Origin of the sequence: Streptomyces hoynatensis, assembly GCF_003626535.1 — a bacterium.
Taxonomy (GTDB): domain Bacteria; phylum Actinomycetota; class Actinomycetes; order Streptomycetales; family Streptomycetaceae; genus Streptomyces; species Streptomyces hoynatensis.
In genome coordinates this window covers 1-25,114 of record NZ_RBAL01000032.1, presented here as the reverse complement: position 1 = coordinate 25,114, position 25,114 = coordinate 1, and the positions used below count along the sequence as shown (strand labels likewise).

The 25,114-nt window shown below is 72.2% G+C and carries 23 protein-coding genes; 13 read left to right on the top strand and 10 right to left on the bottom strand.

Features of this window, described 5'->3' with window-relative positions; genetic code table 11:
- Both D7294_RS29920 and D7294_RS29915 read right to left on the bottom strand, forming a co-directional pair.
- Positions 1-1,611 carry a thiamine pyrophosphate-binding protein gene (locus D7294_RS29920; protein ID WP_120684951.1) on the bottom strand — a complete coding sequence of 537 codons (1,611 nt, stop codon included), beginning with the start codon at positions 1,609-1,611 and terminating at the stop codon, positions 1-3.
- A gap of 36 nt (positions 1,612-1,647) precedes the next feature.
- Positions 1,648-2,475: a type 1 glutamine amidotransferase domain-containing protein gene (locus D7294_RS29915; RefSeq protein ID WP_120684950.1), complete on the bottom strand. Its 828-nt coding sequence runs from the start codon at positions 2,473-2,475 to the stop codon at positions 1,648-1,650.
- Positions 2,476-2,828: 353 nt separating this feature from the next.
- Between D7294_RS29915 and D7294_RS29910 the strand changes: the two genes are divergently transcribed.
- The 4 genes from D7294_RS29910 to npdG all read left to right on the top strand — a co-directional run bounded on the left by D7294_RS29910 (position 2,829) and on the right by npdG (position 8,752).
- Positions 2,829-4,784, top strand: a complete 1,956-nt coding sequence (locus D7294_RS29910; protein WP_174248475.1) for a maltotransferase domain-containing protein — start codon at positions 2,829-2,831, stop codon at positions 4,782-4,784.
- A gap of 17 nt (positions 4,785-4,801) precedes the next feature.
- The gene (treS, locus tag D7294_RS29905; protein WP_120684977.1) at positions 4,802-6,511 is read left to right on the top strand and encodes a maltose alpha-D-glucosyltransferase; all 1,710 of its coding nucleotides are present in this window, start codon (positions 4,802-4,804) and stop codon (positions 6,509-6,511) included.
- On the top strand, positions 6,508-7,941 hold the full coding sequence (locus D7294_RS29900; protein WP_120684948.1) for a maltokinase N-terminal cap-like domain-containing protein: 1,434 nt from the start codon (positions 6,508-6,510) through the stop codon (positions 7,939-7,941). The genes treS and D7294_RS29900 overlap by 4 nt, the downstream gene beginning before the upstream one ends.
- Before the next feature lie 76 nt (positions 7,942-8,017).
- On the top strand, positions 8,018-8,752 hold the full coding sequence (npdG, locus tag D7294_RS29895) for an NADPH-dependent F420 reductase (protein ID WP_120684947.1): 735 nt from the start codon (positions 8,018-8,020) through the stop codon (positions 8,750-8,752).
- A gap of 94 nt (positions 8,753-8,846) precedes the next feature.
- On the opposite strand, the gene D7294_RS29890 is transcribed toward npdG, so the two are convergent.
- A complete protein-coding gene (locus tag D7294_RS29890) occupies positions 8,847-9,767 on the bottom strand; it encodes a LysR family transcriptional regulator (protein WP_120684946.1) in 921 nt (306 codons plus the stop codon).
- A gap of 269 nt (positions 9,768-10,036) precedes the next feature.
- Complete coding sequence (locus D7294_RS29885; RefSeq protein ID WP_120684945.1) at positions 10,037-11,020, bottom strand: SDR family NAD(P)-dependent oxidoreductase; 984 nt, start codon at positions 11,018-11,020, stop codon at positions 10,037-10,039.
- A 218-nt stretch (positions 11,021-11,238) separates the two neighbouring features.
- On the opposite strand from D7294_RS29885, the gene D7294_RS29880 reads away from it, so the two are divergent.
- From D7294_RS29880 to D7294_RS29870, 3 genes are read left to right on the top strand one after another with little or no spacing between them, the layout of a single operon-like run.
- Positions 11,239-12,471: a ParA family protein gene (locus D7294_RS29880; protein WP_120684944.1), complete on the top strand. Its 1,233-nt coding sequence runs from the start codon at positions 11,239-11,241 to the stop codon at positions 12,469-12,471.
- Positions 12,468-13,508, top strand: coding sequence for a ParB/RepB/Spo0J family partition protein (locus tag D7294_RS29875; protein ID WP_120684943.1), 1,041 nt, complete (start codon positions 12,468-12,470; stop codon positions 13,506-13,508). Before D7294_RS29880 ends, D7294_RS29875 begins: the two co-directional genes overlap by 4 nt.
- A gap of 25 nt (positions 13,509-13,533) precedes the next feature.
- Positions 13,534-13,755 carry a hypothetical protein gene (locus tag D7294_RS29870; RefSeq protein WP_120684942.1) on the top strand — a complete coding sequence of 74 codons (222 nt, stop codon included), beginning with the start codon at positions 13,534-13,536 and terminating at the stop codon, positions 13,753-13,755.
- 7 nt (positions 13,756-13,762) lie between these two features.
- Here the strand turns inward: D7294_RS29870 and D7294_RS29865 are convergent, their stop codons facing one another.
- The 6 genes from D7294_RS29865 to D7294_RS29845 form a co-directional block, all read right to left on the bottom strand.
- Positions 13,763-14,023 carry a hypothetical protein gene (locus D7294_RS29865; RefSeq protein ID WP_158674725.1) on the bottom strand — a complete coding sequence of 87 codons (261 nt, stop codon included), beginning with the start codon at positions 14,021-14,023 and terminating at the stop codon, positions 13,763-13,765.
- A gap of 48 nt (positions 14,024-14,071) precedes the next feature.
- Positions 14,072-14,221 (bottom strand): hypothetical protein, encoded by a 150-nt coding sequence (locus D7294_RS32115; RefSeq protein ID WP_158674724.1) that lies wholly within the window; start codon positions 14,219-14,221, stop codon positions 14,072-14,074.
- Between the two features lie 140 nt (positions 14,222-14,361).
- Entirely contained in the window at positions 14,362-14,877 is a 516-nt protein-coding gene (locus D7294_RS29860) for a hypothetical protein (RefSeq protein WP_120684940.1), read from the bottom strand.
- A gap of 130 nt (positions 14,878-15,007) precedes the next feature.
- A complete protein-coding gene (locus D7294_RS29855; RefSeq protein WP_120684939.1) occupies positions 15,008-15,568 on the bottom strand; it encodes a DUF6197 family protein in 561 nt (186 codons plus the stop codon).
- Positions 15,569-15,727: 159 nt separating this feature from the next.
- Entirely contained in the window at positions 15,728-16,105 is a 378-nt protein-coding gene (locus tag D7294_RS33825) for a hypothetical protein (protein WP_120684938.1), read from the bottom strand.
- Between the two features lie 153 nt (positions 16,106-16,258).
- Entirely contained in the window at positions 16,259-17,659 is a 1,401-nt protein-coding gene (locus tag D7294_RS29845; protein ID WP_120684976.1) for a DUF2637 domain-containing protein, read from the bottom strand.
- Positions 17,660-17,694: 35 nt separating this feature from the next.
- Here D7294_RS29845 and D7294_RS29840 point away from each other — a divergent pair, with 35 nt between their 5' ends.
- From D7294_RS29840 to D7294_RS29815, 6 genes are all read left to right on the top strand, one after another.
- Positions 17,695-18,537, top strand: coding sequence for an NAD(P)/FAD-dependent oxidoreductase (locus D7294_RS29840; protein ID WP_338325705.1), 843 nt, complete (start codon positions 17,695-17,697; stop codon positions 18,535-18,537).
- Positions 18,538-19,563: 1,026 nt separating this feature from the next.
- Positions 19,564-21,897, top strand: coding sequence for a helix-turn-helix transcriptional regulator (locus D7294_RS29835; protein WP_120684937.1), 2,334 nt, complete (start codon positions 19,564-19,566; stop codon positions 21,895-21,897).
- A 425-nt stretch (positions 21,898-22,322) separates the two neighbouring features.
- Complete coding sequence (locus D7294_RS29830; protein WP_158674723.1) at positions 22,323-22,865, top strand: RNA polymerase sigma factor; 543 nt, start codon at positions 22,323-22,325, stop codon at positions 22,863-22,865.
- On the top strand, positions 22,862-23,545 hold the full coding sequence (locus tag D7294_RS29825) for a hypothetical protein (protein ID WP_241562724.1): 684 nt from the start codon (positions 22,862-22,864) through the stop codon (positions 23,543-23,545). The genes D7294_RS29830 and D7294_RS29825 overlap by 4 nt, the downstream gene beginning before the upstream one ends.
- A 382-nt stretch (positions 23,546-23,927) precedes the next feature.
- Positions 23,928-24,227 carry a hypothetical protein gene (locus tag D7294_RS29820; protein ID WP_120684974.1) on the top strand — a complete coding sequence of 100 codons (300 nt, stop codon included), beginning with the start codon at positions 23,928-23,930 and terminating at the stop codon, positions 24,225-24,227.
- Positions 24,220-24,513: a hypothetical protein gene (locus D7294_RS29815; protein WP_120684935.1), complete on the top strand. Its 294-nt coding sequence runs from the start codon at positions 24,220-24,222 to the stop codon at positions 24,511-24,513. The genes D7294_RS29820 and D7294_RS29815 overlap by 8 nt, the downstream gene beginning before the upstream one ends.
- Positions 24,514-25,114: the final 601 nt, after the last annotated feature.

Here is a 25,114-nt window from a genome sequence, read left to right as displayed (position 1 = left end):
CTAGGAGATCCTCAGGTCCACGAGTACGGGCCGGTCCTGCTCCAGGACGGCGTCCACCGCCTCCTCGACGTCCTCCGGCTTGTCCACGCGTACGCCCCTGATGCCCAGGGCGCGCGCGAGGCCGGTGAAGTCGATGTCGGGGCGCGAGAGATCGAAGGCATCGGGGTGTGCGTGGGGGCGTGTGCCCAGTTCGCGCCAGTACTGCTCGATGTTGTCGTCGAGGAGCCGGTAGCGCTGGTTGTTGCACACGACGAATCCCGCGGCGATGCCGTACCTTGCGGCCGTCCACAGCGCCTGGAAGGTGTACATGCTGCCGCCGTCGCCGGTGAAGCCGACCACCGGCTGCTCGGGCCTGGCCAGTTTCATGCCGAGCGCGCCGGGGATGCCCACGCCCAGCGAGCCGCCGCGGGTCTGGAAGTAGTGGCCGGGCCGCCGCGGGGGGAGGTTGCGCAGCAGGGGCCCGGAGGCGGTCAGGGCCTCGTCGAAGACGGCCAGGTCTTCCGGGGCCCGGTCCGCCAGCCGGCGGGTGAACCGTTCGAGGACGCCGTCCGCGGCTGCGGCGGACGCCGCCGCGGGCGCGGCGGGCAGCACGGCGCGCCCGGCCTTGGGCAGCCGCCTTTCGAGTTCGGCCTTCAGCGCGGCGAGCCCGAGTTTGGGGTCGGCGACCATGCCCAGCGAGACCGGGAAGTTCTTGGCGATCTCGTAGGCGTCGAGGTCGAGGTGGACGAGGCGTGCCCCTTCCCGGAACGGGCTGCGCAGGGCCGGGAACACCTCGGGGAAGACGTACGTGCCGACGATGAGGACGGCATCCGCGTCGCCGACCACACGGGCGCTGGCGGAGCCGAACATGTGGCCGAGCTGCCCGCGGTACAGGGGGTGAGTGGCGTCCAGGTTGACCTCGGAGGAGTCGACGCCCCACACGGGGGCGCCCAGCCACTCCGCCACCTCGGCGAGTTCCCGCTGCGCCCCGCTGGCGGCGACGCCGTCGCCCATGAGGATGAGCGGGCGTTCGCCCGCGGCCAGCAGGCGCGCGGCCTCCGCCACGTCCTCGGCGGCGGGCGCCACGCGGGTGGAGGGGACGGAGGTGGCGACGGCCGGCTCCGCGGTGACCTGGTCCAGCACGTCGGCCGGCACCACGAGGACGACGGGCCCGCGCGGCGGGGTCATGGCGATCTTCACGGCACGCCGCAGCATCCGCAGCACGGAGGACGGGTCCAGGACGCGGGCGGCCCACTTGGTGACCGGCTCCGCCATCGCGACGAGGTCGGCGGCCATCTGGCCGTCCATGGCGTCGTAGCGCACCCCTGCCTCGCCGACGAGGACGACCAGGGGCGAGTGCCCGCGCTTGGCCTGGTAGAGCATGCCGATGCCGTTGCCGAGTCCGACGCCGCTGTGCAGCTGGACCAGGGCCGGGCCCCGGGTGGCGCGGGCGAACCCGTCGGCCATGCCGACGGCGACGCCCTCGTGCAGGGTCAGCACGTAGTCGATCGGCGAACGGTCGACGAGGTCGAGGAAGCCCTGCTCGACCGTTCCCGGATTGCCGAACATGTGGGTGATTCCGTCGGCCGCGAACTGTTCGAACAGCGCCGCCTTGCCCGGCCTGGCGAACATGGTGACTCCTTCCTCACACGCCTGAGTGGACGGTGACTACCAGCCGTGACGGCGCAGGCCGTTCTCCAGGACCTCGACGAGCAGTTCCCCCGAGGGGCCCGAATCCGGTGTGGACCGGGCGGTGACGAAGGGGTGGTCGACGATCACGGAGATCTCCTTGCCGACGTTGCCGTGGAACCCGCCCTCGGGTCCGGTGGCGTCGCGCAGGATGTACTCCAGCGGGTACGGCGGGGGGCCCATGTTGAAGTCGACCCCGAGGAAGCCCGTGCCGTCCTTGTAGTCGTACTCCTTGGGGTGGCCGGTCACGTGCTTGCCCCACAGCAGGCTGGTGCGGGTCTCCAGGTCGCGGGCGAAGGCGAGGGCGGCGACGCCGTAGCACTCCGCGAGGATCGGCTTGTCGGCGGCGGCGAAGGCGAGAATCACCTGGTGCAGCCGCTCGTTGTTCGCCAGGTCGACGATCGGGCCGCTGCCCCCGACGATGACCAGCGCGTCGAAGCTGCCCACCAGCCCGTCCAGGGCCTCGTCGAGCCGCCTGTGGTAGTCCTCCAGCTCCCGCAGGTGGTTGAGCGCGCTGTAGTAGGGGCGTTCGGGGATCAGGTCGGCCAGGCTGAGCGGATCGTCGAGCCGGGCGGATTCGTCGACCTCGCGCGCCCGCCGCGCCATGTCGGCCGTCGTCACCGACCGGCCGAGCGGGGGATCGACGTATTCGGCGTCCAGGCTCGGCGGAAGGGCACGGGCCCTCTTGCCGGTGGGGGTCAGGAATGTGGTGCGGTAACCGCGAGCATCGAACTGCTCCAGCGGCCCCACCAGTTCCTCACCCCAATACCCGTACTCGGAAAGAACGATGAGAATGCGCTTGGACACAAGCCCCTCCCGGGAAGGTTGGCAGCACGCTCGATCGGCCGGGCCGCCGGACGACGCGGCAGTCCGGGCCGCACTGCTTCCAGTCAACGGGCCCGCGGCCTTCCCGCCAATGCGCGGGGCGGAAAGGAGGGCCACTTCGCGGAGTTGACGGGATCGTCATCCGCCGGGGAAAAGGAATTGCCCGCACCGCCCGCGCCACCCTCCACGGCCGTCGCCGCGCGGTGAAAAGCAGCCGCCGCAACTGCGGCAACTGGACGCAATGAACTTCTGCATACCGACCGCCCGGCATTTTCCCGGTGTTTGAAGAAAACACTTGGCTACGTGCTGAAAACGACTTCAGGCGGTACATCGTGATGGGCAGGCTGGCGATCGAGGACGTCCATCCCGTCGTCGACGAGACGGGACGGTTCCCGGCGAAGGCCGTGGTGGGCGAGCACGTTCCGCTGCGGGCGACGGTCTGGCGTGAGGGCCACGAGGCGGTGGCGGCCGCCGTCGTGTGGCGGGGGCCGTCGGGCGGTCCCGCGTCGACCGTTCCCATGACCTTGGTCAACGCCGGCCTCGACCGGTGGGAGGCCGTCGTGGTGCCCGACCGTGAGGGCGTGTGGACCTTCCGCGTCGACGCCTGGGCGGACCCCTGGGCGACGTGGCGGGCCGCCGTCGAGGCGAAGGCCGGCGCCGGTCTCTCCGCGGGCGCGCTCGCCAACGACGTGGAGAGCGGGGCGCGCCTGCTGGAGCGGCAGGCCAGGCAGGTTCGGGTGCGTGTGACGCGCGAACGGCTGCGTGCCGCGGCGGCCCGGCTTCGCGACCCGTCGCTCGGCCTGCAGGAGCGGCTGGAGGGGGTGCGCTCACCCGAGGTGGCCCGGTCGTTCGAGACCGACCCGCTGCGGGAGCTGCGCACCCGCGGCCGCGTGCACCGCCTGCGGGTCGACCGCCCGCGCGCCCTGGCCGGGGCCTGGTACGAGCTGTTCCCGCGTTCCACGGGCGGCTTCGGCGAGGACGGGAAGCCGCGGCACGGCACCTTCGTGACGGCCGCCCGGGAGCTGCCGCGGATCGCCGCCATGGGCTTCGACGTCGTCTACCTGCCGCCGATTCACCCCATCGGCGAGGTCAATCGCAAGGGGCGGGACAACGCCCTGCGGGCCGGGCCGGGGGACGTGGGCTCCCCCTGGGCGGTGGGCTCCCGGCACGGCGGGCACGACGCCGTCCATCCGGAGCTGGGCACGCTCGCGGACTTCGACGCCTTCGTGGCCGCGGCGCGCGAGGCGGGGCTCGAGATAGCTCTCGACCTGGCGCTCCAGTGCGCGCCCGACCACCCCTGGGTCCGCGAACATCCCGAGTGGTTCACCCACCGGCCCGACGGCAGCATCGCGCACGCCGAGAATCCTCCCAAGTCCTACGAGGACATCCATCCGATCAACTTCGACAACGACCCGCAGGGGCTCTACGCCGAGATCCTGCGCATCGTGCGCTTCTGGGCGGCGCGCGGGGTGCGGATCTTCCGGGTGGACAACCCGCACACGAAGCCGCCGAACTTCTGGCCGTGGCTGATCGAGACCGTCAAGGGCACCGATCCCGACGTCCTCTTCCTCGCCGAGGCGTTCACCCGCCCGCCCGTGCTGCACGGCCTGGCCAAGGCCGGCTTCACCCAGTCGTACACGTACTTCACCTGGCGCACCGGCAAGCAGGAACTCGTCGACTACATGACCGAGCTCGTCGCCTCGGCGCACTACCTGCGCCCCAACTTCTTCACCAACACCCCCGACATCCTTCCCGGTCACCTCGCGAACGCGGCCCCTCCCGCGTTCGCGATCCGCGCCGCCCTGGCCGCCACCCTCTCCCCGAGCTGGGGCGTCTACTCGGGCTTCGAGCTGGGCGAGAACGAGCCCGTGCGGCCGGGCAGCGAGGAGTACGCGCACTCCGAGAAGTACGAGCTCCGGCCCCGCGACTACACGGCCGACCCCGGCGGGCTGGTGGCGTGGATCACCGCCCTCAACGGCGTCCGGGCCACCCACCCGGCCCTTGGGCAGCTGCGCACCCTGACGTTCCACGAGGTCGACGACGACGCTCTGCTGGCCTACTCCAAGACCGACCCGGCCTCGGGGGACACGGTGCTGTGCGTGGTGTCCCTCGATCCGGCCGCGACGCGGCGCGGGACGCTGCGCCCCGACCTCGGCGCGCTCGGCGCGGCGGCCGGGACGAAGGCCGAGGATCTCCTTTCGGGCGCGGGCATCGTGCTGGGGCCCGAGGTCCCGGTGGAGCTCGATCCGCGGCACGCGGTCGCCCAGGTGTTCTCCTGGAGCCGGCCGTGACCCGGCCCGCCGGGCCCATGGCCCGCCAGGAGCGCCACACGACCGGCGCCCGCCCGGCGCCCGTGCAGCCCGAATGGTTCAAGCGGGCCGTCTTCTACGAGGTGCTGGTGCGTTCCTTCCAGGACAGCAACGGGGACGGCATCGGCGACCTGCAGGGCCTGACCAGCAGGCTCGACTACCTGCAGTGGCTGGGCGTGGACTGTCTTTGGCTGCCGCCCTTCTACGCCTCGCCGCTGCGGGACAACGGCTACGACGTGTCCGACTACCGCGCCGTTCATCCCGAGGTCGGCACGATCGACGACTTCGTGGCCTTCCTGGACGCGGCGCACGAGCGCGGCATGCGAGTCATTATTGACATGGTCATGAACCACACGAGCGACCGGCATCCGTGGTTCCAGGCCTCCCGCAGCGACCCGGACGGCCCCTACGGCGACTACTACGTCTGGGCCGACGACGACAGACAGTACCCGGACGCGCGCATCATCTTCGTCGACACCGAGACCTCCAACTGGACGTTCGATCCCGTTCGCAAGCAGTACTTCTGGCACCGGTTCTTCTCCCACCAGCCGGACCTCAACTACGAGAACCCCCGGGTCCAGGACGCCATGCTCGACGTGCTGCGGTTCTGGCTCGACCTGGGCATCGACGGCTTCCGCCTGGACGCCGTCCCCTACCTCTTCGCCCAGGAGGGCACCAACTGCGAGAACCTGCCGCGCACCCACGACTTCCTCAAGCTGGTGCGGAAGGTGGTCGACGACGAGTACCCCGGGCGGGTCCTGCTCGCGGAGGCCAACCAGCTGCCCCACGACGTCGTCGACTACTTCGGCGAGTTCTCCGGCGGCGGCGACGAGTGCCACATGGCCTTCCACTTCCCGATCATGCCGCGCCTGTTCATGGCGGTCCGCCAGGAGTCGCGCCTGCCCATCTCCGAGGCGCTCGCGAGCACGCCCGCCATCCCCTCGGGATGCCAGTGGGGGATCTTCCTGCGCAACCACGACGAGCTGACCCTGGAGATGGTCACCGACGAGGAACGCGACTTCATGTTCGTGGTCTACGCGGAGGACCCGCGTATGCGGGCCAACGTGGGAATCCGCCGCCGGCTCGCCCCCCTGCTCGACAACAACCGTTCCAAGATCGAGCTGCTGACTGCCCTGTTGCTGTCCCTGCCCGGCTCGCCCGTCCTCTACTACGGCGATGAGATCGGCATGGGCGACAACATATGGCTGTGCGACCGCGACGCCGTGCGCACCCCGATGCAGTGGACCCCGGACCGCAACGCGGGCTTCTCCACCAGCACCCCCGGCAGGCTCACCCTGCCGACCGTCATGGACCCGGTCTACGGCTACCAGGTCACCAACGTCGAGGCCCAGACGAGCACGCCGAGTTCGCTGCTGCACTGGACCCGCAGGATGATCCGGGTCCGCCACCGCCACCCGTCGTTCGGCCTCGGCACCCTGACCGAGGTCGACTCGCCCAACCCCGCCGTCCTCGCCTTCCTGCGGCGCTTCGACTCGCCGGAGGGCGGCGACGTGGTCCTGTGCGTCAACAACCTCTCCGGCCGGCCCCAGCACGTCGCCCTCGACCTGCCCGGGCTGCGCTCGTGGGTCCCCTTCGAAGCGACCGGGAACGTGCCCTTCCCGCCCATCGGCGAGGAGCCCTACCGGCTGACCCTGTCCGGGCACGGCTTCTACTGGCTCGCGCTGCACCCTCCCGAGGAGACGGCATGACCCTCACCGCCCCGCCTCCGGCCCGCGCCGATGCGCTGCGCCGCGGACTCGCCTCCTGGCTGCCCGGCCGGCGCTGGTTCGCCGGCAAGGGACGGCCGTTCCTGGGCCCGCAGATCCTGCACCGGACGCCGCTGGCCGCCGCCGTGCCGGGCGCCGCCTGGCGGGCGGAGGTTCTGGTCGTCCGGGTGAGCCATTCGCAGGTCGAGGCCCCGGACCACTATCTGGTCCCCGTGGCGATGCGGCACAGCCTGCCGCCCGGCCTGGAGGACTCGCTCATCGCCCGGGACGAGCGCTGCGTGGTGTACGACGCCCTGGCCGACCCTCAGATCGTGCGGGACCTGGTCGACGGCCTCCTGAAGACCCGGCCCGGGCAGGGGGAGGTCGCCTTCCGCCGTGGCGGGGCCGTCGGCGACACCGGGCTCCCCCTCGGCGAGGCCAGGGTGCTGTCCGGCGAGCAGAGCAACACGTCGGTGGTGCTGGGGGACGAGGTGGTCCTCAAGGTGTTCCGCAGGCTGCGGCAGGGCGAGAACCCCGAGTCGGAGGTGCTGCGCCTGCTCACCGAGGCGGGCCAGCCCCATGTGCCGCCGCTGCTGGGCGACTTCGAGGGCCCCCTGGGGGAGGGCAGGGCCACCTACGGCATCCTTCAGCGGTTCCTTCCGGATGCCGCCGACGGCTGGGCGCTGGCGCTGGCCGGCGCGGGAGGCGCACCGGCGCCTGCGGGCGGCGCGGGCCCGGGCGACGGCTTCCCGGCGGAGGCGTTCCGCCTGGGAGAGGCCGTCGCGGCCGTGCACCGCACCCTCGCCGAGGCCGCCCCCACCACGCGGCTGTCGCGGGAGGACCTGCGGGCGGCCGGCGAGCGGATGCGGGCACGGCTGGAGGCCGCGGTGCGCCTGTCCCCCGGCCTGCGGACGATCGCCCCCTCGCTCGCGGCGGCGTTCGCCGGCCTGGCGGCCTCCGGGCCCGGGGTGCTCGCGCAGCGGCTGCACGGGGATCTGCACCTGGGGCAGACACTCCGCACCCGCACCGGATGGTCGCTCATCGACTTCGAAGGCGAACCGGACAGCCCGCTCGCGCACCGGCGCGCGCTGCACCCGGTCGCCAAGGACATCGCGGGCATGCTGCGGTCCTTCGACTACGCCGCGCATCACGGACTGCTGCGCGCCGAGCCGCCCGCCGCGGAACGCCGGGACCTTCAGGAGGCGGCGCGTGCCTGGGCCGCCCGCAGCCAGGAGGCGTTCTGCGAGGGCTACGCGAGGGCCGCGGGCGCCGACCCGCGAGAGCACGGCGCCCTGCTGCGCGCGTACCTCGTCGACAAGGCGGTCTACGAACTGGTCTACGAGATCCGCAATCGCCCGGGCTGGGCCTCCCTGCCGATGCGCGCGCTCGAACGGCTCTCCCGGGGCGCCGGGACGGGCGGGTCTCCGCTGTGACCGTCCGCGCCACCGGCCCTGCCGGCGCCGCCGCCCGGCGGCGGCCGGCCCGATCAGCGACGTGATGAGCGACTTGATGAGCGACTTCAGGAAGGGATTCGTTGCCGTGAGTTTCACTGATCCGTCCCCCGCGGCCCCGCCGTCGCCGACTGCGCGGACCGCGGACGTCTCACACCAGACCGTGGGCATCCTGGGCGGCACCGGGCCGCAGGGGCGGGGCCTGGCCTACCGGCTGGCCCGGGCGGGCCAGCGGGTCGTCCTCGGCTCGCGGGAGGCGGAACGCGCCGCCGCCACGGCGGACGGCCTGGGCCCGGGGGTGACCGGGACGAGCAACACCGAGGCGGCCCGGGAGGGCGACATCGTGATCGTGACGGTGCCCTGGGAGGGCCACGCCGCCACCCTGGGCGCGCTGCGCGAGGAGCTGGCGGGGAAGCTGGTGATCGACGCGGTCAACCCGCTGGGCTTCGACGCCAAGGGCGCCTACGCGATCCGCCCGGCCGAGGGCAGCGCGGCCGAGCAGGCTGCCGCCCTTCTGCCGCGCTCCCGGGTGACGGCGGCCTTCCACCACGTCTCCGCCGCCCTGCTGACCGACCCGGCGGTGGAGACCCTGAACACCGACGTGCTGGTCCTGGGGGACAGCAGGGCGGACACCGACGCCGTGCAGGCCCTGATCGGCCGCGTCCCGGGCATGCGGGCCGTGTTCGCCGGGAGGCTGCGCAACGCGCACCAGGTCGAGGCGCTGGTGGCGAATCTGGTGTCGATCAACCGCAGGTACAAGGCCCACGCGGGTCTGCGCATCACGGACGTGTGAGCGGGAGGGGCCGGTCCCGGCTGCCGCGGCCCGGGGAGGTGAGGCGCGGTGGCCTGGACCGGGGGGCCAGGTCAGTGCGCTCTCGCGCTGCCGCTCAGCCGTGAGCGCAGGTGGGCCGGACGGGCTCCTGTTCGGTGGACAACTCGCGTACCAGCGCGGCGAATTCGGCGACGAGCGGGTTGCGCGAGGCGGTGGGCCAGCCGATCGCCACCCGCAGCGGCTCCGCGTCCACCAGCGGCAGCCACACGAGCCCGGGGCGCGGGTAGTACTCGGCTATCGACTGCGGCACGATGCAGATGCCGGGGCCGGCCGCGACGTACTCCAGGAGTTCCTCGACGTTGTCGTTGGGCGGGCCGAACACCGGCTCGGAGCCGTCCGGGCGGGGCGAGACGGCCCACCAGTCGATCCAGCTCTTGGGGGCCTGGCGTGCCCAGGGCATCGGCTCGCCGCGCAGGTCGGCGAGTTCCACCTGCCGCTGCCCGGCGAGTCGGTGGTCGGCGGCCATGCCGACGACCCGCGGCTCCTGGCACACCACCTCGGCGGTCAGGCCGGTGAGGTCGGCCGGCAGCCAGATGAACGCGACGTCGACGAGGCCCCGTCGCAGGGCCGACACCTCGCCGGCCCAGTCCAGCCGCTTGGGCTCGACCGTCACCCCCGGGAAGCGGGTGGCGAACAGCGACCTGGACCGCGTGGTGAGGGGGCCGGCGCCGGTCGCCTGGAAGCCGACGCGCAGCACCTTGGCGTGCTGGGCGGCGGCGGTTCTCGCGGCCCGCTGGGCCGACTCCCAGGCGCTCAGGACCTGCCGGGCGGGCTCGAGGAACGCCGCTCCGACCGAGGTCATCTGCACCTCGCGGCTGTTGCGTGCGAAAAGGTGCACGCCGAGGTCGGTTTCCAGCTTGCGGATCTGCCGGCTGATGGCCGGCTGGGACATCGTCAGCCGCTCGGCGGCCCGGGTGAAGCTGAGCTCTTCGGCTACGGTGACGAAACACTCGATCGTCTTCGAGGCAACGTCCATGTTCCCCCCTGTCAACGGTGTATCAGCTATACCAGAAGCGCCCGCGGCCGCGCAGTGCCCGGGGGCATGCGCTTTCTGCGCTTCGACGTGGCTCCTCGTCCGGCCGCGAACGGCCGGCGGCCGTTCGCGGCCGGACCACCGTCGTCGGCCGGGGTGAGTGTGTTCCGGCCTTCGCCCGAGCGACCGGAAGGCGTTCCCCTGCCCGGCCCGGGGCACCCCGGACCGGGCAGGGCGGGCCGTGGCGGGCGGCGGCGAGGTGGCCGCCGGGATCACCTGGCCGGGCCGAAGGCGTCCACCCCGGTCAGCCGCGCCGAGAGGGCCCACAACCGCTCGGCCTGTTCCGGGTCGATCGCGTAGGCGTTGACCCCGCTCATCTGCCCCTCCTCGGTGCCGGGGTCGGCGACCGTGGCGATGTCGCAGTTCTCGCAGTACACCCCGCCCCGGCCGGCCAGCTGCGGCGAGGTCGACGCCCAGGCGGAGGTGGCGGCCCCCTGGTCTGTGTCCTTCCAGGGGATGAGGTCGTTGCCCTGCCGGTCGATCCAGCCCATCGCCACCATCTCCGCCTCGTCGATGTGGCGTTGCAGGGGCGTCCTGATGCCGCCCGGGTAGACGGAGAAGGCACGCACGCCGTGCTCGTGGCCCAGCCTGTCCAGGTGGAGGGCGAACAGCACGTTGGCCGTCTTGGCCTGCCCGTAGGCCTGCCACTTGTCGTAGGACCGCTCGAAGTGCAGGTCGTCCCAGCGGATGGCGGACAGCTTGTGGCCGCGGGAGGACACGGACACCACCCGGGCGCCGCCCTCGGCCAGAGCCGGCCACAGCAGGTTGGTGAGGGCGAAGTGCCCGAGGTGGTTGGTGGCGAACTGCGACTCCCAGCCGGGCCCCACGCGGGTCTCGGGGTTCGCCATGACCGCCGCGTTGTTGATCAGTATGTCGATGGGGCGCCCCGAGGCCAGGAACCCCGCGGCGAAGCGCCGTACGGACGCCAGGTCGGCCAGGTCGAGCGGTTCGATCTCCACCCGTTCCAGGCCGGCGAGTCGTTCCCGGGCCAGGTCCGGGCGGCGCGCCGGCACCACGACCGTGGCCCCGGCCCGGCTCAGCTCCCGGGTGTGGGGCAGCCCGATGCCGGAGTATCCGCCTGTGAAGACGGCCAGCTTCCCGCTCAGGTCCGTGCCTTTCAGCACGTCGCCGACGGTGCTTTCCCTGCCGAAGCCGCTGCCGAGGGGCCGCTGCGGGGTGGGTGCGTAAGCAGACATGTCCCGAACCTAGGCTCCCGGCACGCCTGATGCCACGGTGCCCGGCCAGGGCGCCGCCCGTGGATGCGGGCAGGCGGGCGCGGGCCGGGGGACCCTTCCTTCTCACGGCCCGTCAGGCACCGCCGCTGTCACGTCTTTTCCGGCGCCCGACATCACGAAGTACACCTAGGTAACGTGTCGAGGCTTGTTTGCCGCACCGAAGTTAGTAAGGTCCACCCATGGCTTCTACATCAGGCGACCGTGAGAAGGTCGTTTCCAAGTTGCCCGGACGGCTGCGGCAGGACCTGAAGGTCCGCGCCGCGCAGCTGGGCGTCGAGATCATGACGGCCGTCGAGCAGGGCATCGCCCTCTGGTGCGACCTGGCTTCCTCTCCCCCCGCCGTGGACACGACCGGCGCCGACTCGTTCTCGACCTGGCTTCCCCCGGGGCAGTGGGAGGTCTTCAAGGCGACGGCCGGGGACCGGCGGGTGTCGCTGACGCAGGGTCTGGCCCAGTCCGTTCAGGTCTGGTTGCAGACGAATCCCGCACCGGCGGCGAAGCGGCTGGAGATTCCCCGGCGGATCATCGTGTGCAACCAGAAGGGCGGCGTGGGCAAGACGGCGATCACCGCCGGCGTCGGCGAGGCGATGGCCGAGGACATGGACACCCTGCACCCGGTACGGATCTCCAAGCACTTCGCCGCCATGCTGGAGGGCCGCTCCCAGGACCCGCTGGCCCTGGAGGACCTGCCCGGGCTCGGGATGCGCGTGCTGCTGGTCGACTTCGACCCGCAGTGCCACCTCACCCAGCAGCTCGGTCATCAGCCGCTGCCCATCGAGGGCGACAGCCTCACCAAGCACATGGCCGGTGAGCCGGCCGGGGCGCTCGGCGACCTGGTGGTGCCGATCGAGGGCGAGCGGTTCGGCGACCGGCTGCACCTCCTGCCCAGCTGCAACGACGCGTTTCTCCTGGACGTGAAACTCGCCGGCGTCCGGGCCCGCGAGGCCTCGCTCGAGCGGGCCCTGGCCCCGATCGAGTCGGACTACGACGTGGTGCTCATCGACTGCCCGCCGAGCCTGGGGCTGAGCATGGACGCCGCCGTCCACTACGGGCGCCGCCGCGAGGGAGAGCCCCCGGGCTCCTCCGGGGTGCTGGTCGTGGTGCAGGCCGAGGACAGCTCGGCCGACGCCTACGCCCTGCTCACCTCCCAGATCGAAGACCTGCGGGGCGACTTGGCGCTGGAGCTGGACTACCTGGGCATCGTGGTCAACCACTACGACGCCCGCCGCGGCTACATCGCCACCTCCTCGCTGGAGGCGTGGATGGACATAAAGGACCCGCGGGTCGTCGGCGTCATCGGCGATCTCAAGGAGCAGAAGGAGGCGGTGCGGGTGAAGGAGCCCCTGCTCGCGTACGCCCCCCGCTGTGATCAGGCGGTCGGGATGCGGGCCCTGGCGAGGGCGATCTCATGAGCAAGGCCGACAAGCTCAAGGCCAGCGCTTCGTTCGGTGGGGCCCGTCAGGTGAGCGCCCGGCGGGCCGCGATCGGCGCCGCGACCGGCGCGCCCACCGTGGGGGTACCGGACCCGGCGGAACTGCCCCTCGCCCTGATCAGCCAGAACCCGGACAACCCGCGTGACCACCTGCGTGACCTCGACGGCCTGGTGCAGAGCATCCAGGAGCTGGGGGTCATCAACGCGATCACGGTGTCCCGCATCGACGCCTACCTGGCCGAACGGCCGGAGCGGGCCGGCGAGCTCGACGAGGGCGCGAAGTACGTGGTGGTCGACGGGCACCGGCGCCTGGAAGGCAGCCGCCGCGCCGGCCTGAAGTCGATCCGGGTCCAGGTCGACGACTCCCGGGTCGCCACCGACGAGGCCCTGCTGGAGACGGCGTTCGTGGCCAACTTCCACCGCGACGACCTCACCGACCTGGAGCAGGCGCACGCGCTCGAGGCCCTGGTGACGTTCTACGGCAGCCAGACCAAGGCGTCCCGGCGGCTGGGCATCTCCCAGGCGACGATCTCCTCCAAGCTCAGCCTGCTGAAGCTGTCACCCGAGCTGCAGGCCGACCTCGCCGAAGGGCGGCGGCAGGTCGAGCATGTGCGGAATCTGGGCAAGCTCGGCCCCGACGAGCAGCGAGCCGCGGCAGACGCGCGCGCCGCCGCCGCCGAGCGGCGTGCCGGCCGCGGTTCCGGAGCGGTTTCGGAGCAGGCACCGGACGGCGATTATCACGCCGTGATAATCGGAGACACCGCCCAGCCGCAGGAGGAGGGTTCCAAGGCTCCTTCCCGGCCGACTGCGGCGGAGAGGGCCGCGGACCGAGCGGCGGCTGAGGGCACCGGCGCGGCCCCTGTGAGGGGCACTGGCGGGAACGGGCCCTCTCCCCAGGCCCACGGGATGGCTGCGGTGCCGTGGAGCGACCCGCATGCGCTGTACGAGCTGCTGCTGCGGCGGATGACCAAGGAGGACCGCGCCGAACTCGCGAAGCTGCTCGCAAGCGGGGCATGACCCCGGCGCGGGCAATTATCACGGCGTGATAATCCGGCCTCTGGCGGACGGGGTGGCACCAGCGGCGGTCGGGCAGGCCGCGCGTGACGGCGGCCTGCCCGTAGTCGACGAGACGGTCGACGTACCGCGCGTCAACCGCGAGCGCGACCAGCACGGCGACGGCGTCGAGGGGCCGAGGACGTCGTGGAGTAGTTCGGCGGCCAAGCCGAGCATTCCGATACGCAGCAGCTGGGTCGCGGTGTCCTAGACGGCGTTCATCGGGTCCACTCCTGGTGGCCGGTGGCGTGGGGACCGCTGTGGTTGTGGTGGAGGTTGACGATGCGCGGCGCCAGCTGTTTGGCGAGCGTGAGCGCGTCCTCGTAGTCGGTGAACTCGTGCGCGACGGCCAGGCCGGGCACCCAATCGCCGTCCGAGTCGTAGCCGCCGTGCCCGTCGTGGACGATCCAGGCGCCCCGGCGGGTCAGCTCGACGAACAGCGTGTAGTGCTTGCGGTTGATGTCGGTGCGGGGCAGCACGGACACCTCGTAGCGGGTGACCTCGAACGACAGGCTCGGGCAGCGTGCTCATTTCGGCCTCCGGTTGCGCAGGGTTCGGACGGGGACGACGACGTGGCCGTTGCGGTGGCGGTGGTGCGCGCTGGTGGCGGGTCGGCCGCAGGACCAGCAGTCCGCCTCGGCGCCGCGCCAGGCCGTCTCGCAGGGGCGGCAGGTCATGGCCCTGCGGATGCGGCGGCGGGAGCGGCCTGTGGGCCGGGGGTGTGCTGGGACATGATGAGGCTGTCTTTCTCGTGTTGGCGGGAAGGTGCCCGGGACGGCCGTCAGGTCGCCAAACTCGCGGCCGTCCCGGGGCGAAGTCATTGCTGGGAGGCGGTGGCTTGCGCGATGTCGCGCAGGTGGTCGGCCATGACCCGCAGCAGGGCGGTGGTCTCCTCCGGCCGCGCGGCGGCCAGGTCCTCGAGCAGCCAGGCCAGCCGCTCGGGCACGGCCGCGGCGCGCAGCTCGTGCAGGACGTCGCCGGGGTCGGCGCCGTCCTCCAGGTCCTGCTGGATCTGGGTGATGAGGCGGCCTGCCTCGTGCAGGTCGCTCCCGTCGCGCAGGTCGGGGTCGACAGCGGTCGCGAGGCCGGTGAGGGCTGGCCGGATGAGTTGCGCGGCGCCGTAGAGGGCGAAGACGGCCAGCGTCAGGTCGCCCATGGTCAGCTGCGCCCACTGCGGGCCGACCCTGAGGGCCGACGCGGTGGTGAGGCCGATCCCGGCGGCGGCGTTGAGGATGTCGATGGCCTCGGCAGCCAGGTTCAGGATGGTGACCATCCAGCGCCGCGCGGTGGCTGAGCGGCTGATGGTGCGGGGGGTCGAGACGTACTGAGTCACTGTGTTCCTTTCGTGCGTGCCGGGCTGTCCGGCTCCCCTTCGCCACCCGGGGCGGGTGGGGTGGTGCAGGCCGGTCGGCCTGCCCGGCCTCCGCCGCGGCGGCGGGGGTCAGGCAGGTGGGCCGACCTACCTACCAGCCGCGCGCGTCCGCGAGGATCGCTGCGGCCTCCAGCAGCCGGACGGCCTCGCGCGGGCCGCTGATGCAGGCGTCGTTGGCCGCGGGGACACTCGCGGCGTCCGGGTCAACGTCGCGGCGGATCGCCTCGAGGAGGACGTCGAGGGCGGCGGTCTCCTGGCGGCGGTCGCGGGCCTCGGCGCGGAGGGCGCCGTAGAGGCAGCGGGCGCCGGTGGCGTCCCGGGTGGCGCCTCGGCACCAGCCGTCCGTTTCCAGGCGCCTGGCGGCCCGCTGGAGCACGGCGGCGACCGGGGTGGGGTAGAGGTCGGGCAGCGGCCTCGCGGGCCTCGTGCGGGCCGCGTAGGCGGTCAGGGCCTCGGTGCTGAAGTCGGCCGGGGACAGTGCCGTCTCGGCGTGCGCGGCGTCGATGCCGGCCCGCAGCAGCGTTTCCTCCAGCCACAGCGTCATGGCCGCGTCCGTGAGGGCCAGCCGCGTCTCCAGGTCCAGGGCGGCGGCTGGCGTGTTCTGTTCGGGGGCCGCCCTGGAGGCGGCCGGGGTGTGGGTGAGGGGTGCCATGCTGGGTGTGCTCCTCGCGGGGAGTCGAGGGGGGCCGGAGGCGTCATCTCCTGGCCCCCGGCTCGTCAGGTGAGGGCGTGACGGAATGGTCTGTCCGGCTCTCCTCACCGCCCGGCGGCGGCCGGGCGGATCGGGCAGCCGCCAGTTGGGGGATGGTGGTCAGGGGAGTTGGTAGCGGCCACGTTCGGGGGAGTGGATGCGGCCGGTCTTGCAGAGTTCGGACAAGACGGTGTTGATGCGGGAGATCGAAAGTTCTCGCCCGCCGTCGGCGGCGAGAGTCTCGATGACCTGTGTCTTGTCGAGGGGGCCGTTCTTGAGGGCGGCCAGGACCCGGGCGGCGGCCGTCCGTCCTGCGCCGGTGCCGGTTTCTGTGGCCGGGTGGGCGGGCGAGTCGGGCACCGTCTCGGGACGGTTGGTGTTCTCCGGAGCTCGGCTGTTGCTGGGGGTGTCGCCGGCTGCGGGGGTGGTGACGGTGTAGGGGGTGGTGCCGGCGGTGAGGATCAGGTGCTGGGCGGCGGCCTGGAGGGCCTCCTTCAAAACGGGGTGGTGGGTGCGGGGGACGCGGGGTCTGGCGCTGCTGCTGCCGCTCCCGGCCGGGCCGGGAGCGGCAGCAGCAGCGCCAGACATGCCCGGGGACGGCCGGACGGGCCGCCCGTCCCCGGGGTTATCGGATCGGTCAGGGCACGCAGGTCAGACCGCTGCCGGTGACCGGGCCTCCCCGTCGGGCCGGTAGCCGCCGGCGAGCAGCTCGGCGGCCTCCTGGCGGTACTCGCTGGCGGTCGCGGGGGAGGAGACGCCGAGCGCCTGCTTGATGTCCTCAAGCGGCAGCGCCGCGGGGACACCGCCGCGGGCGAGGATCATCCGGGCGACCCGGCGGGCCGCCCGCTCGCGCGGGCTCAGCCGCGCCAGGTCCTCGGCTTCGACCGCGCGCAGCTCGATCTCGGCGACGGCCTCCCGGGTTTCGGCCGCCTCGCGCAGCGCTTCGGCGGCGGCCTTCTCGGCTTCGGCCCGCTCGCGCTTGGCCCTCGCGATGTCCGCCTGCGTGGCTTCCTTGCGGGCCTGCTCGTCGAGCAGGCGGCGGCGCGTTTCGGTCTCGCGCCGCTGTGCTTCGGCCGCGGCAGCGGCGGCTTCGGCAGCCGCCTTGCGGTCTTCTTGGGCTTGCCGATCGTGAGCGGCGGCCTCCGCGCGGGCCCTGGCCGCAGCCTCCGTCTCCAGAGCCTGTGCCTCCGCCTCGGCGGCCTTGGCCGCAGCCGTCGCGGTCGCCTGCGCGCGGGTGTTCGCGGCGGCGACCGCGGCATCGGCATCGGCAGCGGCCACGCCCTCCGTGGCCCGCAGATCAGCCACGAGGGCAACCTTCTCCTTGCGGTGCGCGATGCGCTCCTTCGCGGCAGCGTGCTCGGCACGCTCCCTGTCCAACTCCAGCCGGCGGGCGCGTTTGTTGGCCTCCTGCTGGCGCCGCAGCTCCTCGCGGGCCATCTGGTCCGGCAACGCGAGCGCCTCGTCCACGGTCAGCCCGAAAGGCCCCAGCTTGCGCGGCAGCCGCGCAAGGGCCTCCTCACTGCCCACCTCCAGCCCGGACTTCTTCAGCTCCGCCTTGTACTCGTTCCAGGCGTGGAAGATGGCCCGCTCGCGCTGCCGGGCCATGGCCTCGCTGTAGCCGACCTCCCACAACTTCATCGTGCGGTAGATCCGCCAGGTCGACCCGGCGGCCAGCAGCCAGCGGTGGCCGGGGATGACGTCGTGGTCGGCCGGGAGCGCGGCCTCGTGGACCAGGATGCGGCGCCCGGCCTCGGTGCCCACCACGAAGAGGACCGGCATCAGGCCGTGGCTGGCGGCCATGTCCCAGTGCTCGGTGACGGGCCCGTGAGCTGCGGCGTTGAAGTAGATGCTGGCGCCGGTCACGGCTTGCGCCAGCAGGCGCAAAAGCGGCCAGGAGGTGCGGATCGTGGCCATGAACAAGTCCAGCACCAGGCAGGTCACGATCGCCGCGTCAACCCCGACGGCGAAGAGCTTGGCGTCGTCCTCGGCGAACCCGAAGACGGTGTGGCAGCGCATGACGACGTCGACGTCCGACGCGGACCTACTCATCATCGGCGCCGGCCCCAGCAGGGTGCGCCGCCGCGCTCATGGCCGCCAGCCTCGGTATGCACAGCATCCTCATCGAGGCGGACCAGGTCGGCACCAAGCTGCTGGCCGTTGCCGCGCTGGAGAACGTGGTCGGCGGCTGGCGCGCCGGGCCGGAGCTCGCCCGCGCGATGGGTGCCGATATCGACCGCATCACCGCAGCGGGCCGTTGCACCCTGCTGCGCGGCCGGGCGGTCCGGGTCCGCGGGTGCGGCGACCGTGCAGAGGTCCGGCTGGACGACGGGCTCACCCTGACCGCGGCCGTCGTCATCGTCGCCACCGGTGTCGGCCCGGTTGATCCTGCTGACACTGGCTGGATCACCGCCGCCGACGGCCTCGCGCTGCCGCCGCTTTGGCGCGCCCGGCCGGAACAGCTGCGCGGCCCGGTGCACGTCCTCGGAGCCGACCGCCCACTTGGAACCTGGCTGCGCGCTCACCCCGACGCGCGCCGTCCCCTGACCGTGCTCCACCCGGCGAGCGACGCCTACAAGGCCGCCGAGGTCGCCGACGACGATCGCGTGCGCCTGGTCCAAGTGCGGTCCCTCGCGGTGAAGGAGACGCCATCCGACGGCTGGCAGGTCGACGCCGAGCTGGCCGATGGCAGCACCCGGTCGTTCATCGCCGCAACGCTGCTGGGCAACCTCGGCAGTACGCCAGCCGCCATCGACGGACTCAACCAGGGCCCGGACGGCTACTGCCCTCCCGAACTCCAGCACCCGCGCGTCCTGGTGGCTGGAGACCTCCGTTCCAGCCGTTGCCAACGAATCATCACCGCGCAGGGGTCCGGCGCCGAGGCCGCCCTGCAGCGGTACTACGAGGTGGCGGGAGTCATCAATGGTCGCTGAGCTGCCGAACCGTCAGCGGTACGCCTGTACGACACGTTTGCCCCGGCCGACCCGAGCGGGACGGTCGCAAGGTAGGGTGTCGCCCAGTCTTGATCGACAAATGAATAGGGCCCGCAACCAAAAGCGGTTGGGGCCCCATTGGCCAAAGGACCCTGGCCGGGGTCCGAAGGCCAGCCCGGACACCTACATGGTCAGGGAGGTGCCGGGCTACCGAACACCCCTTCAACCCAGGAGGTGCCGGTCGTGCAGCAGGTTACCTCTCTGCCCCGACGATCACACAACGCGGCACCCGCCGCCGTCGTAGCGATGCTCCGTTCGTCGCTCCGGCCGCTGGGTGCCTGCACGCGTTTCCGTGCCGGTCCCGGCGGCGGACAGTCCTCTCCCGTGGTCAGGAGTTGTGAGATGACATAGATCACCGGCCGCGCCCGCATGGTGGTTACCAGCCACCCGCGGATCCTGCGGCCCGTCGTGCAACCACTTCGACCTAGCCCGTCGAAGCGAAGGCTCTGGTCTCCCGGCACCACCCGGGTGGACCTGAGCGAAGTAGTTCAGCAAGAACCAAGCCCTTGAAGGGGCCTTCGTCATACCGCCTCGCGGCGGTGAGACAGGAGTCAGTTTGCACTACCTCTCTGCCGTCTGTCAGCCCAGGCATGCCCATGGGGTGATGGACGTCACACGTTTTCCGGAGAGCGGTGCGTCACACGGTGGCGTTTCCCGGCACCTCTATCGCCGGGGGCCCGCGTTGCCCCCGCCTGTCGCCAGATCTCTTTCGGGCCGGGGTGTCACTAACCGTCTCTGGCCGCTCCTACATGCGGGCGTGAATGGGGATCTCTGCCTTGTCGCTCGTTCGGGTGATCCGGCGCGCCCGGTTGCCCTGCCGCTACTGGTGGGCGGTCACAAAAGCCCGGCTGGTTGTCCTTGGGCGGGTGTGAAGGACTTCATCCACGGGCAGTCCGGCTCTCCCGCCGCGCCATCCTCTCCCGGACCGCATGGCGGTCGCCGCCAGGAGCTCGTGGAGGTCGGACGGTGAGCCGCGCCGGGTTGAAGCCGGGCCGGGTGGCGCGTGCTGCTGCCGGCCGACCGGCTGCGGGGCCGTCGCCGTCGCCGTTGGTGTTGTCGGCGGGGACGGCGCGGCGGCTGCGGGGGGCGGTACGTGCCCTCCTGGACGACCCGGCGGTGGCCGGGCTGCCGGATCCGGCGCGGCTTGCAGCGGTGGTCCTGCTGGCGAAGGCACGGTCGGCCGACCTGGTGACGGAGGTGTGCGCGCGGGAGCTGGGCCGCTGGCTGGGCCTGTCCGGCAGCGCCGTGTCGCATGCGGTGCGCCCTGCCCTGACCGGGACGGACGTGGTGCACGTGCGGGAGGCGCGGGCGGTCTCGGGGCGGGTAACGGGGCTGGAGTGGCTGGTCATGCCGGCCTGGCGCGCCCGTCACGAAGGGGCGATGGCACACCCGCTGCGGCTGGAGCGGGCCGAACTGGCGGTGCTGTTGCGACTGTGCGAGGCGCTGTTCGGCCCAGGCTGGTCACACCGGGACGGCAGCGTCACGCCACCCGGGGTGCTGGGCAGGCATACCGGCCGCGGCGCGGCGACCGACCGCCTGGCGCTGCTCCTGGCGGCGTTGGACGCCCGCGCGGACGGGACGGTCAGGTTGTGCCCGGGCAGCGTGGATGAGCGGCGCGGCCGGCCGGCGGCGACGATCGCGCGGCTGCTGGGCTGCACGGCCGCCGGCGGCGAGGCGGTCCTGGGCCGCCTGCGGAAGGCGGGGGTGGTGGAGACGCCGCAGAGGACGACGGCGGACGGGATGGCGGGGAAGGCCCGCCTGGTGGTGCTGGCCGTCGCGGCCGCGCACCGGGCCGCCCGCCGCAGGGGCACTGCAGAGATCCCAGCATTCGAACGGGATTCAAACGGGAGCGCTCCAATTCAAGCGCTCGCGGGATCGGACGCCACGGGCCCGGCCGCGCCGGGTCGGGCGCGGCCGGGGAAGGGCCCGGCCGTCGGCTCGGCGTCCCTGCGAGGTGTTCCGGCCCCCGCCGCTGCTGCACCCGGGGATCAAGGCCACGGCCGCCCGGCACCTGGCGTGGAAGAAGTGCAGGTCAGCGGGGCTGACAGGGCGTCTGATGCCGGCGTTGCAGGCGGTTTTGCGGTCCCCGACGATCTTGCGGGGCTTCACGCTATGCACGCTGGGGTGGCTGAGCAGGGTAGTGAAAGTGCGGGTGATCCTGGGTTTTCCGGCGTAGCCGAGAGGGGGGCTGGCCGCCGTCGCCGGAAGCACGCGTGCGCACGCGAGGACGCCGGGGGACCGGCTGACGCCGACGTGACGGCCGCGGGAGGCGAGGGCGGTTGCGCGCTACGCGCGGAGGACCCGATCTCCCCCACCCCCAAACCGAAGAGCGGCTACGCCGGTCCGGCGCTGACGTTCAGCGCCCGCGTCGCCGCCGTCCTGCAGCCCGTGCAGCACCTGGTGCGGGGCTGCTCGCCGTGGGAGGCCCGGGCCATCGGCACCGAGATCGGGCGACAGCTGGACGCCGGGGTCACGCCCGAGCAGCTGCGCCACCGGCTGGCCGCCCGCCTGGTCGGCATCGGCGAGCACCAGGTCCTCGCTCCGGGCCGGTGGCTGCTGGGCTCGGGCCTGCCGCGCTGGGGCTGCGGCAACGTCCATTGCGAGTCCGGCGAGTTGTGGGCCATCGACTGGGCCCGCGGGGCCGCGTTCGCCACCGGCACCCGCTGCGAGACCTGCGCAGCTGCGGCCGCCGCCCGCGCGAGGGCCCACGAGCAGCACCAGCGGATCGCTCAGGGTCTGTGCCCGCACCACGGCACCCCGCCCGACCGGCACGGCCAGTGTCTGGACTGCGAACTCGACGACACCGTCGGCATCGGCCAGCCCGACATCCTCCCGGCCCCGGAAGACAAGCCGGCCCCGCCGAAACGGTCGGCCCCGCCACGCTGGTGGGAATGCGCGGTGTGCCGCCTGCCGCACCGCGGCGACGCGCCGCCGGACCTGATGTGCCCGCGCTGCCCGGCCACCGCGGCCGCCGAGGACACCGCCTGGCGGCAGGCCGCCGTCCGGTCCTGGGAGCGGCACCAGGCGCTCGTCGACGAGGCGTACGCCGAGTACGCCGGACGCGAGGCCGAAGCCGCCGAGCGGCGCGAGCACCGGGCACAGGCGGCTCGCCGTGCTCGGGAGCGGCGAGCGAGGGAACAGGCGGAAACGGCGGCGCGGCGTGCGCAGTTGGCCAGGGACTACCCCGAGCTCGCCGCCGTCAGCCCGTTCGTCGCGGATCTGCTCGGGTCGGCAGAGCCTTCTCGTGCGGATGGGCTCTTGGGGGCGTGCGGGGAGGGGTGGCGCGCCCCTGGCGAATAAACACACAGAGTGTGTGTTATGCGTCACAGTGGGTGGTAAAGAGCGCTGGTCAGGTGCGTTTCGCAGTCAGATAGTCACACAGTGCTGTGAAAAGTTTGGGGGTTGGTTTAACGCAGTGGGAGGGCTGGCTCGGTGTGGAGGGTGAGGACGCCGTCCTCGCCGCCCGGAAGCACCGGGCGGACAGTCCCCCGCACCAACCCGAAGGGAGGGCCCGTGGGGTACCCATGGACCTGGTACCCGCTGGCCGATGCCGGCGCATACCAGCCGAGCCGGACCGTCCTCGCCGCCGCCCCGGCACCCGTGGCCCGCACCGCCTCTCACCAGCGCGCCGCCATCCGTCGCCCTGTCCCCGCGGCCATGTCGGCCCGTCACCCCCACACCCACGCGTCCGGCCGTGCTGCCGGAAAGCGCGCCGGGGAGGTGCGGTGAACGAGCTCAGCCCCCGCCCGCCCGCACCCATCCCGCTGCCGATCTCGTTCGAGGCCTTCTTCGAGAAGGAACAGCGCACCTTCCTCACCTACGCCGCCTCACGCCTGCGCGACCGCCGCGACGCCGAAGAGGCCGCGCTCGAGGCCGGCCGCCGCATCCACGGCAAGTGGGAGAGGATCCTGGCTCACGCCAACCCCACGGCCCTGGCTTACCAAATCCTGGCCGGCGTAGTGAAGGACTTCTACCGCAAGGCGGCTCGACAGGCCACCTACGAGCACACCGTCGCCGTCCCACCGGACTGTGCTTACCTCCAGGAACTGCGTCACCACGAGGAACTCGACCTCGCCATGGACGAACTCGAGGCCACCGCCCCGAAACAAGCCCAGTGCGTGAGGCTGCACTTCCTTGCAGACCTGGCCTATGAGCAGGTCGCCGAGCGTCTTGGCATCACAACCGGAGCAGCCAAGACCAACACCAGCCTCGGTGTCCAACGACTCCGCGAACTGATGGACCACCCCCACAGGGAAGGAGACGGATGATGCTGGACGACATCCTCCGCGAGGAGCGCGCCGCCCTCCACAACGAGTTCGCCGACCACGACACCGCGGCGTTCACCCAGCGCCTTGCCGAGCGGATCGCCGGCACCACCGCTCCCGCCGAGCCCGCCGCGGCGGGCTCGGCCACCCGCCCGGCCTCCCCCCGGCCGCCACAGCCGGCCCCCCCGACCCCGCGGCCCCCGCACCGCCCTCGGCGACGGCGGCCAACCCCCATCGTCACCACCGACCCCGCCCTCGCCCCGGCCGCTCTCCTCGCCGAGTTGCAGCAGCTGTGCGACATGGTCCTGCGCTCGGACGACGTCAAGAAGCTCGCCGACTTCGCCGCCGACTTTGACCAGGTCGGCGCCAGAACCTTCGCCTGCCTGCTCTACACCTTCGACCGCATCCAGGCCGCCTTGTACTGGTGGCGCTTCGCCGCCGGAGCCGGCGACCCCCTCGCCGCCCACTTACTCGCCGTCCACCACGCTGCCTGCGGCAACACCCCACAAGCCCGCATCTGGCGCGCACTGGCCCGCCTAGCGCGCTTCGACCCCCTCCTCCACATGCCCACACCAGTCCGCGACCGTGGCCACACGGCAGACGACTTCGTACGGAACAGCGAATTCCATCAAATCCAGACATTCATGCGCATGACGACTCTGCCCAAAGAACTGGTCGCGTAAAAGATCAGGGTCTCGTGCTCCTCGGACGGCGTTGCCCCTTCGCGACGTATCGGCGAAGGGGCAACGCCAGCTCCACACCGCCGGCATCGAGGAAACCCCAGCGCTGCCGGACTGCAGGAGCTGCCGCCGTATTGGCAAGCCTGGTATCCGGTTGGTCGGTTGTGCTGTGCGCGAGGACGGCATCCAGCACACGGGCGGCGTCCGCACTGAGCCATATCCACGGGGCGCGGGCGACGTCGAGGGCCGCGCTCGTGCCGTGCGCGAGGCGGACGGCGGACGTCAGTGGGTACGCGTGCATGATCAGGCCACTCCGCCGGGCGGGGGGCGGCCCACAAGGCGACTTTGTCGACAACGATGTGCCGAGGACGGGAGAATGGGGCTCATGAGCGTTCAGCCGATCCACTACCGCCATCCCGGAGACGGGGAGCGGGTGCCGCGTACCGTCGACGGCATCGCCGGCGCGCTGGCCGCGCCCCGGCGGATGGAGTTCTACCGCGAGCTGGGCACCGCGCCGTTGGAGCGGGCCGAGGCGGTGCTGCGGCGTTGGTGGTGCGAGGCGATGCTCGACACCGACCCGGAAGGCGACCGCATCACCGCGGCCGCGCTGGACGGCACCCTGCCCCAGGCAACCATCGAGGACGTCCTCGCTCACCGACAGGCTCGGGGACTGCCTCTTGAGTGACCACGAAGACGACGGCGAGGGGTGGCCCTGCTATCTCTCCCCGGACGTCGAGCGGTTCCTGTCGGACCCGGCCACCGATCCACAGCTGTTCTCCGCCGTCTTGTCCGTGACGGTGGCGATCAACGAGTACCGCGGCGAGGTGCCTGGGAACACCGCCTCGTCGAAGTGGCCGCAGCAGCGCAGGCTGCCGCTCGGCACGGACGGTTCGCTCGGCGTCGCCGAGTACGTCATCGTCGCCGATGCCGACCCGCCGCACTGCATTCTCACCCGCGTCCAGCCCTATTGACCTGTCGATCGACCCTGGGGATCAGCAGAACGCGCGTCGGCGGGCCACCCCGCGCCGTCGCGCGGGGCCCGCTTTGCTGACGGTTGGATGCGGAATGTGTGGCCTTTCCTCTGGCGAGGTAGGTGTCCGCTCATTATTCCTGTGTCTACACAGATGCATCTGCCTGTATGTCTGCTTTGATGCATGGTGATGCACGTCACGCTGTGAGGCATGTAGATGCCTTCTCCATCTGGGGGTGCGGTATCTCTGGTTGTGTGTTCGGGTGGTGACGGTGACAAGTCGCCCTCCCGCCTCCGCACGGGGCGGGGGTGCAGTCCCGCTCTTCCCGTGTTGTATCCGGCCGGGTGGGCCCACCGTGAATCCCCGTGTCTACACAGTTTAATCCCGTGATGCACCCGCAGCCCTTCCCACCGCAGGTGCGTGGCGCTGGAGCGGAGCGGAAGCGCCGGGATTCCCGCGAAGCGGGAATCCAACTGCAGTTCGGATTTCCGCGGAGCGGAAATCCGTATCCCTCTCGCGAAGCGAGAGGGATAATTCCCCCGCGCGAAGCGCGGGGGAATCTCTGCAAGCGCGCGCAGCGCGCTTGGACCCGCTCCGCGGG

Coding starts and splice junctions, on each gene's coding strand:
- D7294_RS29855 (WP_120684939.1), bottom strand. CDS start 15,568: ATGGCACCCCTCACCCACACCCCGGCCGCCTCCAGGGCGGCCCCCGAA.
- D7294_RS29910 (WP_174248475.1), top strand. CDS start 2,829: ATGGGCAGGCTGGCGATCGAGGACGTCCATCCCGTCGTCGACGAGACG.
- D7294_RS29900 (WP_120684948.1), top strand. CDS start 6,508: ATGACCCTCACCGCCCCGCCTCCGGCCCGCGCCGATGCGCTGCGCCGC.
- treS (WP_120684977.1), top strand. CDS start 4,802: ATGGCCCGCCAGGAGCGCCACACGACCGGCGCCCGCCCGGCGCCCGTG.
- D7294_RS29880 (WP_120684944.1), top strand. CDS start 11,239: ATGGCTTCTACATCAGGCGACCGTGAGAAGGTCGTTTCCAAGTTGCCC.
- D7294_RS32115 (WP_158674724.1), bottom strand. CDS start 14,221: ATGACCTGCCGCCCCTGCGAGACGGCCTGGCGCGGCGCCGAGGCGGAC.
- D7294_RS29885 (WP_120684945.1), bottom strand. CDS start 11,020: ATGTCTGCTTACGCACCCACCCCGCAGCGGCCCCTCGGCAGCGGCTTC.
- D7294_RS29890 (WP_120684946.1), bottom strand. CDS start 9,767: ATGGACGTTGCCTCGAAGACGATCGAGTGTTTCGTCACCGTAGCCGAA.
- D7294_RS29920 (WP_120684951.1), bottom strand. CDS start 1,611: ATGTTCGCCAGGCCGGGCAAGGCGGCGCTGTTCGAACAGTTCGCGGCC.
- D7294_RS29825 (WP_241562724.1), top strand. CDS start 22,862: ATGATGCTGGACGACATCCTCCGCGAGGAGCGCGCCGCCCTCCACAAC.
- D7294_RS29820 (WP_120684974.1), top strand. CDS start 23,928: ATGAGCGTTCAGCCGATCCACTACCGCCATCCCGGAGACGGGGAGCGG.
- D7294_RS29840 (WP_338325705.1), top strand. CDS start 17,695: ATGGCCGCCAGCCTCGGTATGCACAGCATCCTCATCGAGGCGGACCAG.
- D7294_RS29845 (WP_120684976.1), bottom strand. CDS start 17,659: ATGATGAGTAGGTCCGCGTCGGACGTCGACGTCGTCATGCGCTGCCAC.
- npdG (WP_120684947.1), top strand. CDS start 8,018: ATGAGCGACTTCAGGAAGGGATTCGTTGCCGTGAGTTTCACTGATCCG.
- D7294_RS29875 (WP_120684943.1), top strand. CDS start 12,468: ATGAGCAAGGCCGACAAGCTCAAGGCCAGCGCTTCGTTCGGTGGGGCC.